This window comes from Actinomadura sediminis, assembly GCF_042675525.1.
Taxonomy (GTDB): Bacteria; Actinomycetota; Actinomycetes; order Streptosporangiales; family Streptosporangiaceae; genus Spirillospora; species Spirillospora sediminis.
In genome coordinates, this window is record NZ_JBHTJA010000034.1 from 20,800 (window position 1) to 33,661 (window position 12,862).

General features: G+C 70.2%; 22 protein-coding genes. All 22 read right to left on the bottom strand.

Going from position 1 to position 12,862, the window contains the following annotated elements; all coding sequences use genetic code 11:
* Positions 1–24: 24 nt before the first annotated feature.
* Entirely contained in the window at positions 25–207 is a 183-nt protein-coding gene (locus ACFQ11_RS18150; protein ID WP_378299998.1) for a hypothetical protein, read from the bottom strand.
* 116 nt (positions 208–323) lie between these two features.
* Positions 324–671, bottom strand: coding sequence for a hypothetical protein (locus ACFQ11_RS18155; RefSeq protein WP_378300000.1), 348 nt, complete (start codon positions 669–671; stop codon positions 324–326).
* On the bottom strand, positions 668–1,186 hold the full coding sequence (locus ACFQ11_RS18160; RefSeq protein WP_378300002.1) for a hypothetical protein: 519 nt from the start codon (positions 1,184–1,186) through the stop codon (positions 668–670). The genes ACFQ11_RS18155 and ACFQ11_RS18160 overlap by 4 nt, the downstream gene beginning before the upstream one ends.
* On the bottom strand, positions 1,186–1,671 hold the full coding sequence (locus ACFQ11_RS18165) for a phage tail tube protein (RefSeq protein ID WP_378300004.1): 486 nt from the start codon (positions 1,669–1,671) through the stop codon (positions 1,186–1,188). Before ACFQ11_RS18165 ends, ACFQ11_RS18160 begins: the two co-directional genes overlap by 1 nt.
* A complete protein-coding gene (locus ACFQ11_RS18170) occupies positions 1,668–2,117 on the bottom strand; it encodes a hypothetical protein (RefSeq protein ID WP_378300006.1) in 450 nt (149 codons plus the stop codon). Before ACFQ11_RS18170 ends, ACFQ11_RS18165 begins: the two co-directional genes overlap by 4 nt.
* Positions 2,117–2,356 (bottom strand): hypothetical protein, encoded by a 240-nt coding sequence (locus ACFQ11_RS18175; protein WP_378300008.1) that lies wholly within the window; start codon positions 2,354–2,356, stop codon positions 2,117–2,119. Before ACFQ11_RS18175 ends, ACFQ11_RS18170 begins: the two co-directional genes overlap by 1 nt.
* Entirely contained in the window at positions 2,356–2,859 is a 504-nt protein-coding gene (locus tag ACFQ11_RS18180; protein ID WP_378300010.1) for a hypothetical protein, read from the bottom strand. Before ACFQ11_RS18180 ends, ACFQ11_RS18175 begins: the two co-directional genes overlap by 1 nt.
* Positions 2,860–2,873: 14 nt before the next feature.
* Entirely contained in the window at positions 2,874–3,320 is a 447-nt protein-coding gene (locus ACFQ11_RS18185; RefSeq protein ID WP_378300012.1) for a hypothetical protein, read from the bottom strand.
* Position 3,321: 1 nt separating this feature from the next.
* Complete coding sequence (locus ACFQ11_RS18190; protein ID WP_378300014.1) at positions 3,322–4,146, bottom strand: head-tail connector protein; 825 nt, start codon at positions 4,144–4,146, stop codon at positions 3,322–3,324.
* 1 nt (position 4,147) lies between these two features.
* Positions 4,148–4,393: a hypothetical protein gene (locus ACFQ11_RS18195; protein ID WP_378300016.1), complete on the bottom strand. Its 246-nt coding sequence runs from the start codon at positions 4,391–4,393 to the stop codon at positions 4,148–4,150.
* Positions 4,394–4,403: 10 nt separating this feature from the next.
* A complete protein-coding gene (locus tag ACFQ11_RS18200) occupies positions 4,404–4,805 on the bottom strand; it encodes a hypothetical protein (protein WP_378300018.1) in 402 nt (133 codons plus the stop codon).
* Between the two features lie 60 nt (positions 4,806–4,865).
* On the bottom strand, positions 4,866–6,104 hold the full coding sequence (locus ACFQ11_RS18205; protein ID WP_378300146.1) for a phage major capsid protein: 1,239 nt from the start codon (positions 6,102–6,104) through the stop codon (positions 4,866–4,868).
* Positions 6,105–6,291: 187 nt separating this feature from the next.
* Complete coding sequence (locus ACFQ11_RS18210) at positions 6,292–6,969, bottom strand: HK97 family phage prohead protease (protein WP_378300020.1); 678 nt, start codon at positions 6,967–6,969, stop codon at positions 6,292–6,294.
* Positions 6,966–8,297 carry a phage portal protein gene (locus ACFQ11_RS18215; RefSeq protein ID WP_378300148.1) on the bottom strand — a complete coding sequence of 444 codons (1,332 nt, stop codon included), beginning with the start codon at positions 8,295–8,297 and terminating at the stop codon, positions 6,966–6,968. Before ACFQ11_RS18215 ends, ACFQ11_RS18210 begins: the two co-directional genes overlap by 4 nt.
* The gene (locus tag ACFQ11_RS18220; RefSeq protein WP_378300022.1) at positions 8,180–9,697 is read right to left on the bottom strand and encodes a hypothetical protein; all 1,518 of its coding nucleotides are present in this window, start codon (positions 9,695–9,697) and stop codon (positions 8,180–8,182) included. The genes ACFQ11_RS18215 and ACFQ11_RS18220 overlap by 118 nt, the downstream gene beginning before the upstream one ends.
* Positions 9,694–9,981, bottom strand: coding sequence for a hypothetical protein (locus ACFQ11_RS18225; protein WP_378300024.1), 288 nt, complete (start codon positions 9,979–9,981; stop codon positions 9,694–9,696). Before ACFQ11_RS18225 ends, ACFQ11_RS18220 begins: the two co-directional genes overlap by 4 nt.
* Before the next feature lie 415 nt (positions 9,982–10,396).
* Positions 10,397–10,687: an HNH endonuclease gene (locus tag ACFQ11_RS18230; protein ID WP_378300026.1), complete on the bottom strand. Its 291-nt coding sequence runs from the start codon at positions 10,685–10,687 to the stop codon at positions 10,397–10,399.
* Between the two features lie 13 nt (positions 10,688–10,700).
* Positions 10,701–10,886, bottom strand: a complete 186-nt coding sequence (locus ACFQ11_RS18235; RefSeq protein ID WP_378300028.1) for a hypothetical protein — start codon at positions 10,884–10,886, stop codon at positions 10,701–10,703.
* A 211-nt stretch (positions 10,887–11,097) separates the two neighbouring features.
* On the bottom strand, positions 11,098–11,817 hold the full coding sequence (locus ACFQ11_RS18240) for a GIY-YIG nuclease family protein (RefSeq protein WP_378300030.1): 720 nt from the start codon (positions 11,815–11,817) through the stop codon (positions 11,098–11,100).
* Positions 11,818–11,931: 114 nt separating this feature from the next.
* On the bottom strand, positions 11,932–12,300 hold the full coding sequence (locus tag ACFQ11_RS18245; protein WP_378300032.1) for a helix-turn-helix domain-containing protein: 369 nt from the start codon (positions 12,298–12,300) through the stop codon (positions 11,932–11,934).
* Complete coding sequence (locus ACFQ11_RS18250; protein ID WP_378300034.1) at positions 12,297–12,671, bottom strand: DUF6221 family protein; 375 nt, start codon at positions 12,669–12,671, stop codon at positions 12,297–12,299. Before ACFQ11_RS18250 ends, ACFQ11_RS18245 begins: the two co-directional genes overlap by 4 nt.
* Positions 12,668–12,850 carry a hypothetical protein gene (locus ACFQ11_RS18255; protein WP_378300036.1) on the bottom strand — a complete coding sequence of 61 codons (183 nt, stop codon included), beginning with the start codon at positions 12,848–12,850 and terminating at the stop codon, positions 12,668–12,670. Before ACFQ11_RS18255 ends, ACFQ11_RS18250 begins: the two co-directional genes overlap by 4 nt.
* Between the last annotated feature and the right edge of the window lie 12 nt (positions 12,851–12,862).

Genomic DNA, 12,862 nt, shown 5'->3' on the forward strand with positions numbered 1-12,862 from the left:
CCCCCGCATCCACTGATGAAGTTGTCAGGTCGAGGGACGTGGGCGCTTCAGCGGCTTGGGTTTGGAGCCCTTGCCGCCGCCGCGCTGCCAGTTCGCGCCCGAGGTCAGGTCGACCAGGTGCGCCAGCAGATGCGTGTCGTCGGTCCATTCGGCGGCCGGCCCGAGGATGGCCCGCGCCGTCGCCGAGTCCCGCGGCAGGTGCCGCACGAACTCGATCAGCTCGCGGTGCGTGAGCCGCGCCGAGTCGCTATCCCACAGGTCCCGTAGCCGGTAGCCCGGCCACTGGCTGCGGAGGTCGAAGTCGACGGCCCCACCGTGCTCCCTCAGGAGCCGGTAGAGCCCCCGGATTCCCCCGGCTCCGTGCCGCAGAACTTGTCGTACTCCTGCGACAGGCGGGTCAGTTGGGAGCTCTTCAGCCCCAGCTTGCGGAACCGATCCCACTGCTCGTCGCCCATCGCGGCGCGCAGGCTCGCAAGGGTCGCCGCGGCCTCACCGCCGGACTCCATCGCCTCCAGCAGGACGATCTGGTCGAGCGTCTCGCGGTGGGCCATCTCCCACCGCTTGCCGCCGAAGTGGAACCGGAACGGCCGCAGCTCGCCCTCGACCTTCACGGCGTCGAGGTTGAAGTCGAACGGCTGGTCGTCGGACGGCCGTGCCTTGCTCGTGGTCATCCCTGCTCGATCCTGTCTGCTATGTAGTCCATGACCCGCTCCGCCGCCCGCTCCGCGGCCCTCCCGGCGCCACGGGTCGCACGGTCGAAGTACGGGTGGGGTCGCTGCTGCACCCACGTGGTGCGCTTGTCCGGCCTGTCGAATACCGGGTGCCGCCACCGGTGGAACGGCGGCTGCCCGTCCATGTAGCCGGGCAGGTTGTTCTCTCCGGGCGGCATCCGCCGCGGGTTCACCCACACGATCACGCCCGGTCGGCGCGTCGTGCGCACCTTGTACTCGGTTGCTGCGGCCATCTTCGACCGCAGCGACCGGCGGCCCATCCGCGCCGACTGACCCCTCGACGGGATGGAGCGGATCGACGCACGCACCGCCAGCACCAGCGGCCGGGCTACGTCAGCGAGTTCACTGCGCAACTCGTCGTTGATGCCGCGGCCATCCTCCAGGGCGCGGATGTCGCGGGCGAGTCGGGCCAGCTCCCGCCGACCCGACACGGTCACGAAGTTCCGGCCGGGCATCAGGCCGGGATCGCGACGTTCTCGCTGGGCTCGCTGGTGATGTTGTAGTTGATCGTCAGCGACGCGGGGTCGTCGTCCACCGACCTGTTCTTGCCGACCGAGCCGACGCGGACGGGGAACACGTCCATCGTCCGGCCGGCGACGTCGCCGCCGTCCATCCACACGACGAACCCGTTGGTGCCGCGCGGCATGAGGTCGCGGGCGTCGGTGCCGCCGATGTCGGCGTACATGGTGATGGACGAGTCGTCGGCCGACGTGGACCCCGGGATCGAGGCGGTGAACGTTCGGCCGAGGTCGGGCGTCTCCACCGACTCGGACGCGACCAGCCAGCCCTCGATCTCCTGGACCTCGTTGGACAGGTCGGTGCCCGCGTCCAGCTCCACGCGCGTCGGCGCGTCGATGTCGGCGATGGTCGGCACCCAGTAGCACTTGGTGACGCCCTTGTTGATGTACCGCGTGGACGCGTTGATGCTCGACGCCGTCACGACTCCTCCTCAGGGTTCTTGCGCCGACGCGGCGACTTCTTGGGCTCGGTGGTGGGTTGCTCTTCGACGCTGGCGGACTCGGCCTTCAGCGCGGTCATGACTGCGTCGCTTTCGGGGGCGGCGCTCTGCTCGGCCGGCGGCGGGACGACCTCCCACCCGGCGACGGCGTGATGACCGACCGCGGACGCCGGGACGTCGACCTCGCGGCCGATGCCGGGGTGCCGCATCCGGACCGTGTCGGCGTCGCCGTCCCCGACGATCGCGATCGTCGCGACCTCAGTGGCGAGGTCACCGTCGGCCACGACGCGGCGGCCTTGCTCGTCCCGCGTGTAGGTGGTGACGGTGACGCCGTCAGGGACGATCTCGACGCGGAGGGTGTCGTCCGGATCGCCGCCGAGCGTCCGCACGAACGCGTGCAGTTCGCTGCGGGAGATCGTGGCGCGCATCAGGCACCCTCCTGTTCGTCGTCGACCACTTCGACCTCCGTGGTCACCGTTGCGACTCCCCTCGCGCCGTCGGGCGAGTAGCGCGCACCGTGGCATTCGCACAGGAGGTAGGAGGTGACAGTGACCGACTTGCCATCGAGGGCCACGGACTGAACCTCGTTGGGGTCGAAGCCGAGGTCGCGCGCGAACTGCGTGATGAGCGCCCGTGGGACTCGTCCGGCGTGAGCGAGCTTGGACATCAGGCCGACGCCCCGATCACCGCGATGTCGTAGGTGACGCTCGACCCGGCACCGGAGTTGGCGACCGCCAGCAGGTCACCGGTGCCCGCCGTCACCGCCATCGCGGTCGCGTCCGTCACCGCCGTCAGCAGCACCTGCCCCGGCCGCAGCGTCACCGTTCCCGTCGCGTTCAGCAGCCCCGCCCACGCGTTGCTGGCGGCCGCACCGAGCACGACGTTGTTGCTGTTCGCCGAACTCGCGGCGACGTACAGGACCTTCACCCGGGCGAGCGTCACCGTCGCGCCGAGCACGTCCGTCAGGCTGCCCGCCAGGTCCAGATCCTCCGACGCGGACGCGGCGAGCGTCCGCTGGTCCGTCCAGATCACGTCCGCCTGCCCCGCGCCCGTCCCGGACGTCAGATCGATCTGCCGGGAGAACCGCGGCCGCGACGACGGCGCCCCGAAGTCCGCCGAGCCGGTCAGCGTCGCCAGCAGCTCCAAAGAGACACGGCTGGTCAAAGCCATGATGAATGCCTTCCTTATCGACGTGCGAACGCGTCGACGTGCACCGTGAAGGTCACCGTCGCCACCGCGCCCTGGTCGGTCTGCTCAGGGATCAGCGACTCGGCGCTGACCCGGGTCGACATCACGGCGCCGCCCAGCGTCGGATCGGCGCCCAGTCGGGCCGCGACCGCGTCCAGCAGCTCGTACGCCCGGTCCCGGACCGGCTTCGGGTCGGTCGCACCCGACCACGACGACGCCAGGCACGCGATGTCATAGGACTCGCGGTCCGGCTCCCGCGCCAGCTGCTCGCGAGTCCGGGTCGACTCCACGGCAGGCTCACCGGGCACGCCAGAGAAACCGACGCAGATCACGTCCGGGTTCGTGGTGAGCGGCGGCCCGTCGACCACCTGCACGTCTGGCAGCGTCGTCCGCAGACCGCCCACGAGCGCGTCCAGTGCCGCCGGGACCGTCGATGCCGCCATGTCACGCCACCCCCGCCACCGGCTCGCCCAGCAACTCCAGCGCCCGGTACGGGATCGCGTAGCCGGTCCCGCCCGGATTCAGCGCCACGGCCTCCGACTCGCCCAGAAGCGGCCGCGACCCGCCCGAACCCCGCTGCGTGTCCCACATGTGCTTGACGATGATCAGCGCCGCGCGGGACACGTTCGCCGGAACGCTCGTACGGCCCGCCAGGTAGGTGACCTCCACGCCGCCGACACCACCGCGCCAGCAGGACCCGGCACCCGCCAGCACCCGCCGCAGCACCCCCGACGGCGCGTCCAGCGCATACCCGGACGCGGCCACCGTCTCGCCGTCCTCGACCACCGCCGACACCGACAGCACCGGGGCATGCGACAGGACCAGGTCAGGGCGGCCACCGTCGAACGTCTCGACATGCTCGCGGCGCGCGACCGCGCCCACGTACCGCTCCACCACCGCCGTCGCCGCAAGCACGAAGTCCCGCAGTTCCGCGTCGTCCGTGGTGGACGTCGCCGGGATGTTCAGATGCTTCTTCGCGTCCGACAGGCTGACGATCTGACCCGGGTCGGCGGCCAGCACGTCGAACATGTCGGTGCTCGCCGTGGCGTTGACGCCGGTCGCGACCCACCGCACCACATGCCGGCCCGCCGCCGTCGTCGCGTACCCGTACTCGTACACGCCCGTCGTCGTCGAGGTGACCGGGCCCTCAACGACGGTGGCGCCGTCGGGGAGCGTCACCGTCACCGACACCGACCCCGCATCGGCGAGGTTGCCCGTGGAGTCCCGCACGGTGAGCGTCAGCGGCACCACCGCGCCGAGGTCGTACACCTCAGCTCCGCTTGCGGGACTGCGTGCGCCGCTGCTGCGGCTTCCGCTCGCCGGCGTCGGCGTCGTCGCGCTTCTCCGGCTCCGGCGCGGTCGCCGTCTCCACCGGCCGCTCCGCCACCGGCTCCGCGACACCTGACGCGCACAGGTCCGCGCCCTCGGCGTCCGACAGTTCGACGACCTCGCCCGGGTGTGGCCATGGGCGCCCATTGCGGGTACCGCTGACCGCCACCTTCATTCGGACCTTCACGTCATCCCCCTCAGTGGCTGACCGGCTTGGTGCGCGGGCGGCCGAGGATGAACGCCGCGGAGATCGCCGCGCCCGTCGTCGCGCCCGTCGTGACCATCACCGCCCGCAGATACCGCTGCGACGGCCGCACGCCCGTCATGAACACGGTGTCGTCGTCGGCGCTCTCCACCGTCGGCAGGTCGCCCTGCAGCCGGTCCGCAGCCACCGCCGCCCAGCCCGTCGACCCGTCCGCCGACTCCTCCACCGTCACCGCGTGGGACCCATCGGTCACCGCCCCGGACGTCACCAGCAGCACCGCGTCCTGCATCCCACCGGACACCACCGTGTCCACCGAGGTCCCGTTCACCGTGCCGTCCGTCCGCACCAGCGGCGAGATCGACTTCGTCACGCTGATCTCGTCATACGTCGACATCACGTCTCCTTCCTGGCCGGCGGGCGGGGGCGCCTGACCGACAGCCCCCGCCCGTCGTGCTCAGCTCGCGCTGTGCTGGAACACCTTCACGGCCCCGGTCAGGTCGACCAGGGCGGCGTCCGCCCGCATCAGCGCGCGGAAGGTGACAAGGTCGCTGTTGAACGCGAACTCGTCGGACCGCTCGAACCGGACCCCGCCCGCGAGGCGGACGAAGTACTGGCTCATGTCGCCGAAGATGACGGACTTGGCGTTCGCGGCCGGGGCCGCGACGTTCGGGTCCGTCAGGACCGGCTTGCCGAGGATCGTGTCCGGAGTGCCCGCCACGACCGACGGCTGCCAGATGTACTGGCCGTCGGTCGTCTTCAGCTTCCGGGCGGCGCCCGCGGTGGTGTCGTCCATGATCCACCGGCACGCCTGGCTCATCCGGTACGGGCTGATGACGGAGTGGAACAGGTCGATCAGCAGGTCCGCGCCCTCACCGGCCGTCGACTGCGACCCGAACGACGTCGCCGTGCCCGTCGGACCCGTGACGCCCACGGTCGCGTCGGTGACGACGCCCCGCGGCTGCGACGAGCCGGTGCCGGTGATGGCGTGCGCACCGAACGCGTTCCCCAGCGCCCGGCCCGCCTGCATGGCGAGGTAGCCCTCGAGGTCGACGCCGGTGTCGTTCAGCAGCTCCCGCGACACCTGGATGAGGGTGCCGTACTTGAAAGCGCCCAGGGTGACCTGCCCGAACGCCGGGTCGGACTCGCCGATCGCCGCGGCCTCGGTCACGATCGCCGCGGTCGAGTGCGCCGTGGTCTTGGGGACCTGGATCGACTCGCCGGACGCGGTGTTCAGGATGGTGGCGCCGGACTGCAGGATCGAGCTCGTCTCGATCAGGTGCGCGACCAGCCGGTCGTAGAACGACGTGGGGACGGTGTTGCCGCCCGCCGCGGCGGTCAGCTTCGACAGGTCCCGGAAGTCGACGCGGCCGGTCGGCTGCACGACGTACTCGCGGGGGCCCTCGCCGCGCAGGAACGCCCGGAGTTCGGAGTCGTCGCTCCCGCGCTGCTGCGCGCCCTGCTCGGCGGGCTTGCCCGCGATCCGCTCGAACGCCTCGTCGGCCTGCTTGGCGCGCTCCTCGACGTCGAGGGCGGACTTGATGCGGGTGTCGAGCTTCTCCAGCTCGCCGTTCAGGCCGTCCCAGGTGCCCTGCTCCTCGGCGGAGAAGTTCCGGTTCTCGTCGGCCGCACGGTCGGCGATCCCCTTCATCTCCTCCCAGACGTTGGCCCGGCGCTCCCGCAGCCTCTTCACCATCTCGCTCACGGCGAGACCTCCTTCTCGTGCTCGTGCTCGTATCGGCTGCGAGGTGCTGGATGGCTACCCCGACCCGCTGTCACCCGGCGGGCTCGACGACACTGCTCGTCCCCGGGCCTGCGCTACCGCAGGGCAGGACGACCCCCGGTGGCTGATGCCTGCCGGAGGCTCCTGGAATCCACCCGGGCTACGCCCAGGGGTCGGACTTGCGGGCCAGCAGCGCCGCTGCGGCCGCGGGCCCGAACGTGCGCTTCACCGGCTTCACCGGCTTGCCCCGGTTGTCGGTCCGCACGAAGAACTTCCGCAGCTCGTCGGCCTCGGCCATGCTGCGGACCTCCTCCACCTCGGCGCCCACATGCTCGGCCAGCGACCGCAGCCCCGCGGACGTGTCGGTGTAGGCCGGGACGTTCACCGGCGCCACGTCGATGAGCTGCACGCTGTGCAGCCGCCGGGTCGGGAACCCCTGGTCGTTGACGCCCCACTCGTCGCCCTCCGGCATCACCCGGAACGCGAAGCTCGACTTGCGGACATCACCGCGCTGCACCAGCTCCACGATGTCCGAGCGCGACGCCGGCGGCTCCACGTCGTAGGTCAGCCCGGTCTCGTCCACGCTGAGGTTCAGCGTCCCGCCGCCCGTGCTGCCCAGGAGCATGTTGTCGTCGTGGTTGTAGCGGGCGATCACGTCCGGCCAGCCGTCGCCGCGGCTCTTGTTGAACGCGCTGCGCTCCACCACCTCGACGAACCCGCCCAGGTTCTGCGAGTACCTGTTGAAGATCGACGCGTAGCCGCCGATCCTGCGGCGCTCGCCGTCGGCGCGCACCTCCACCGGCACCGCGGTGAACCGGCGCTCCAGCTCGTACGTCACTGTCCTGTCCTTCCGGTAACACGTAGCGGCACCACAGCGCCCTCACCCTCGCCTCGCTCAACCGCACGCGGCGCCTGCGCAGCCCTCAGCGGCTCATAGTCGGCGCCCTGGCCGTCCGGCAGCGGCGCCATGTCCTCCAGCGCCCGGATCTCGTCCCGGTTCATCACGCCGATCTCGCGCGCCGTCTTGTAGTTCGCCCACCGCGTCTGCGAGTCCGCGCGGATCAGCGCGTCCGCGTTGAAGCGGACGTACTGACTCGGGGGCAGCAGCAGGTTCAGCGCACCCTCGAGCTTGGTCAGCCACGGCAGCAGGCACGTCTGCAAGAACTGGATCTGCTGCATCTCGGTGTTCGCGTACGTCATCGACGCGCCGGACTCGCCGCCGATCATCTCCGGCGGAATCCCGTAGATCGACGCGATCTGCGTCGCACCGAGCCGCATCGTCTCGATGAACCGCGCCTCGTTCGGGCTGACCGAGATCGGCGTGTACTCCCAGTCGTTGCCGAACACGATCGGCTGCCGCGACCTGATCGCCGCCGTCAACCTGGCCTTGATGATGTTCGCGTCGGCCTGGTCGACCTTCTTCTCCGAGTTCCGGAACGTCCCCGGCGGCGTACCGCCCGCGTCGAACCACTGCTCGGAGAACTGCTGCGCCGACAGGCCCACGTTCACGCTCGCGGCGTACGCCGCCAGCGGCGACAGGCCCCACACCCGGCCAGGCAGCGTGAACCACGGGATGTGCACGATGTCCTCGGTCGGCACGACCCGGCCCTGGTAGTACCAGATCGGGTTCGTGAACGAGCCGGGCCCGAACATCTGATCGTCCTGGACGTGCACCTGATCCGGGTTCAGCCACTCGACCATCGTCGGGAACTCGAACTCGTCCCGCGCCGTCACCAACCCGACTGCGTTTCCGCGGTACACCATGCTCGCGACCGCCCGGAACACCCAGTCGTACAGCGTCCCCTGCACCGAAGGGCGCCAGAACAACTCCGGCACCCACTCCAGCTTGACCCGGGCACCGCCGCGCCGCTGATACGTCTGCAGCGGCAGCGCCGCCACCGACGACGCCAGCAGACGCCCCGCCGCATACACCGGCGCCAGCCTGAGCGCACGATCCACATCCACGCGGGACGTGCCGGCCGGACCGCCCTGATCCCACGGCACCGACGTGATGGCGCGCTCCTCGGCACGCCGCTTCCACGGCCACCTCACCAGACGCTCTCCAATACGTCGTACTCCACCGTCGCCGAACTCACATGCGCCCACCTGGCGAGCGTCACCGCCACCAGCGGCGAGATGTCCACCGACACGCCCCGCCGGTCCCACGCCCACGCATCACCCAGCGGACGCCGTGCAGCACCCGCCAGCGCCGACGACAGGCCCGGATGCGGCACATGCCGCACCGCCGGGCACCAGTCCTCATCCGCCTCAGCCGGACGCACCACCGCGTCGTACAAGGCCCCGCACGCCGCCGCCGCATCACGCGCCCGCGGCGTCAGCAACTCAATCCCCGCGGCCTCGAAGTCCGCCACCAGCGACCCGGCGGGCGAGCCCGCGTCCAGCGCCACCGCACACGGCGACCACCGCTCGATCAGCGTCTTCACCCGCTCCACCACCCAGCGCGTACCGGGCCGATGGTCGACCACCTCGAGATGCAGCAGACCGTCCGCACGCCGCCCCGCGACCGCGATCGACGCCGCCGACCGGTCCGGCGTCACGTCCACCGCGAACGCCACCGGATCCAGCGCCTCCGAGCCGGCGTCGGCCGTCGCATCCCACGCCGCCTCCGAGATGACGTCCCACCCGCCCGACTCCGACGGGTAGTTCCCCACGGACAACAGCTCCCGCGCGAACCCCCGCGGGCTCATCGACGCGTGCATCTTCGCGACGCCCTCGACCGTCACCCGGCCCGAGCCGAGCGCCGGGTTGCAAGCCGCCCACGTCATCGGGTCCGCCGGATCGTCGTGCGCGCTGCAGCCCGAGCCGCACAGGTCCGTGCACAACTCCGCCGACCACTCAAAGAACGCCAACCGCCCCGGCTCGTCGCCCAGGGCACGGCGCCGCACCCGCGTGATCTGCTCACACGGCGCCAAATCCTTGTCCGGCGCGCTGCCGCCGTACCAGAGCTGCGCATTCGGGCGGGCCAGCAGCGTCGGCATCATCGCGTCCACCGACGCGTCCGGGAGGTTCTGGCACTCGTCCCAGATCGTGCAGTCCGCGCTGAAGCCGCGGCCGGAGTTCGTCGAACGGGCCACGAACCGCAGACGCTGCCCGCGCGGGCACTGCGGGCTCGGCAGCAGCTCGATACCCTCCTCGCCCTTGCTCCGCGCCACGCTCTTCACGCGTTTCCGCAGGTCAGGAGTACCTTCGATGAGCGCCAGCACCCGCCTGAAGATCTCGCCCGCGGTCTTGAACTCGTGCGCGCTGTAGAGGATCAGCTCCTCGCCGAACAGGAACAGCCCGGCCAGCATCCGCGCCTCGAAGATCGCCGACTTGCCGTTCTGGCGTGCGACGATCAGCCCGGCCTCGAACGCCGACCAGCGGCCATCCGGCTCCACCCCGAGCGACCGCTCCAGCACCAGCGACTGCCACGGGTCCAGCCGCAGCCCCGCACGGAACGCCAGATCCACCGCGAGCCTGCCCGCCGACCGGCCGGCGGCCGGGTACACGCAGATCCGCGGCTCCCGCGCCCCCATGACCAGTCGATCCTCGGCGACCGCGGTCACTGCACGGCCCTCAACCCGTTGTACTCGTCCTGCAGCGCCGCGACACCGTCGTCGGCCTCCTCCGGCGGGGCGAGTTTCCGCAGGTCAGCGAGCAGCGTCCGGAGTTGCGCGTGGAGCATCGCGGCCGCGGCGGGACGGAGGCCTTCCGTGTTCGCCAGCCGGTCGGCGATGTCCAGCGCCGCAGCGCCCTCGGCCGAGCCCTCCAGGCCCCACTTCGCGAGCTGGGCACGCACCGCCCGCTCGAGCGCAGGGGTGTCGTCGGCGGAGGCGTGATCATCGATCATGGTCGCCTCCCTAAATGGACCCAAGCTGGCTTCGACCTTTTAGCGAGACGGTCACCATCACGGACCGTGACGCATCACGGAGCGTGATATGTCACGGAGAGTGACGCCACTAAATAGGTCAACTCAAACTCGGCCCCTATTACTCTCCGTGACGGAGAGAGAAAAGGGCGCCCGTGGTTGGGTCACCCGAGGTCAGATCTTCAAAAACTCGGGACATCTTCGCAGGTCAGCGGCATTTGTGCAGGTCAGAGCGTTGCGCCTTGGGGTTCACGTATCGTGACGCCCGTTGATCACGACTCTCCGGCGGTCACTCTCTGCGATTCACGCTCTGTAGTGTCGATCCCGAGTTGATCAACGAGACTCAATCGATGTCACGATGCGTGATGCGCGGCGGGGTGGGCGGCGCACCGCTCCGTCACCAGGCCCGCGACCCCTGCGCCCTCGGCACATGCTCGCGTGCGCCCTTCACCTCGTTGCACGCCTGCCCGCACGTCTCGCAGCGGGACAGGGCGCCGTGGGCTGGGCGGAGGTTGCTGGGGTCCTCGGGGTCCCGGCCGGTGGCGAGCAGATGCACGCGGGGGATGACGTGGTCGACGCTGCCGGCGCCGGGGTGTCCGCAGATCCAGCAGATGCCGCCGTGGTCGGTGAGGACGCGTTCGCGTACGCGGCGCCAGGTTCGGCCTTTGCGTCCGGCGTGGGCGCCCACGGTCACCTCCCGGTCAGCAGGCGGTGGCGCCGCCTCGCCCGTAGCAGATGTCGGGGCCTTCGACGCCGGGGGGTGGCGCGGGGTCGTCGTCGTTGGCGGTGTTGCAGGCGAAGAGCACCAGGAGGAGGACGAGGATGCCGATGATGACCTTGAGGGTCTCGGTGTCTTCCCCGCGCTTGTCCTCGTCGTCGTCGCTCATGCGCGGCATGTTCCCCGGTTCGGCGGGGGTGGGGGAGTGGGTTGGGGGTGTTGGCCGGGTGTGGTCGGGGTGGCGGGCGGGGCCCTCGCAGTCCCCGCCCGCTGTACCCCCGGTCCACCTGGCGGTGGTCTACATGCGAAAGGCCCGACCGGTGGCCGGGCCCTTTCGGAAGTCCATGACTGCTGAGGAGACACCTCAGCTAGTTACACGATTAGACCTGAGTTTGGAGACGCCCGCAAGTTCTGCCGCGCGGGAAGTGCTTCCGGTCGCCGAGGATGTCCTTGATCTGCTCGATCTCGGCGGCGTCCCAGAACAGTTCCCGGCCGCGCCGCTCGGGCTCGCAGATGCGTCCCTCGTTGGCCCACAGGCGGAGCTTGCTGTAGGGCACACCGTAAATCTTGGTGGCGTCCTTGGTGGAGATCATGTCGCGGTCGTCCACGTCCTTCTCCTCGCCGTACGCGGCCTTGAGCTGGTCGATCCACTCGGTAAGCGGCGACTCCAGGCGGAACCATTCCCCGTGAACGCGGAGGTCAGCGAACTGCTTGTGGCGCTGCCGCTCGACCTTGTCGTTGCCGGGCTCGGTGGCCATGACCTCCTGCGGGTTGATGGCCTCTCGCCGAGATTTGAGGTTGGTGGTCCACCCGATCTTCACTAGGTCGCCGAGGCGCATGTAGTAGACGAGGGGGCTCTGCGCGCGCTCGTCCCGCTTCTTGCGGACGCGGTCGATGATCTCCGCGCGGGCGATGCTCTCTCGGATACAGGCCCGTGCGACGTCGATCGTGATCTCGGCGCCGTACTCCTTCAGCTTCCGAAGTCGGAGAAGGCCGCCCGCCACGCCGGGGGTGTCGGGGTCGAACTCTTCGAGGATCTGGTTGACGATCGGGTGCCGTGACCCGGATCTGCCGGGGCGGTAGTTCAGGAGAGGGTCCACCTGCCCGCCGGTGAGACGGGCTCGTGCCCTACCATTCGCCATGTCGACCTGCTCTCTCAGGTTGGCCGCGCCCCGGGGGTGTTACCAGCACCCGCCGGGGTCTCTTGTACCTGATCATTCTCCCACGTCAGCACCCAAAGCGGGGTGGGTATCGGTGACCCTGAGGTCGCCGCCCGCATGGTCGCGGATGGCGCGGCACAGGTCCTCGTACGGAACCCCGAGTGCTTGCGCCACAGCTAGGGCCTTGGGGTTTCGGCGGGGTTCGTCTTTCAGGAGGCCGGTGTGGCGTGCGTGTGCGACCCAGCGCCCTGCCGTGGCTCGGGAGACCTTGAAGTGTGCGGCTACGGCTTTCGTTGGCCCGTGTCCGGTGCGTGCGGCTGCCCGGTAGACGCGGGCCACCTCTGCCGCACGGTCGGCGTCCATGGCGCCGCTCGGCGTGCCGTAGTGGGCGGCGGCCTGCTCGGTGCTGAGACGCTGCGTCACGTCGCCCACTCCTTTCGCCAGCCGTCGCGGTGCCGGTAGCCCTGTGCGAGCAGCCGCAGGGTGACGCATGAGCCGTCCAGGTGCGACCATGCTTCGCCGGTGCCGCAGTAGAGCGGGCTGAGGCCGCCGGGCGTCGGTGTGGGCGCGTGCTCCTCGATGATCCGCCGCTTGGCCTCGACCTCGGCCAGCACGCGGGCGGGCTGGAATCGGGTCAGATAGTCCTGCGCCGTGTCGATCTCGGGGGTGTCATAGGTCTGATAGTCCGGCCAAGACGGCATGCCATTCTCGGCCCCCAGAGCGACCATGGCCGACCGCGCTGCCTGCTCGTCCTCATTCAGCCTCTGCCGGAGGAACTCCACCAGGTCGCTCATGACACCTCGCCCGACTCGGCGATCTCGTAGGCGCGGGCGAGTTTGATCGGTCTCAATCGCTCGATCTCGCGCTCACCGCCCGGCAGGTCGTCCACGGTGAACCACTCGCCGTAGACGTCTTGCTCCAGCTCGCGGATGTAGGCGTAGGAGAGGCTCCCGTCCGCAGGCTTCCACGTCATGCCACCATCCTG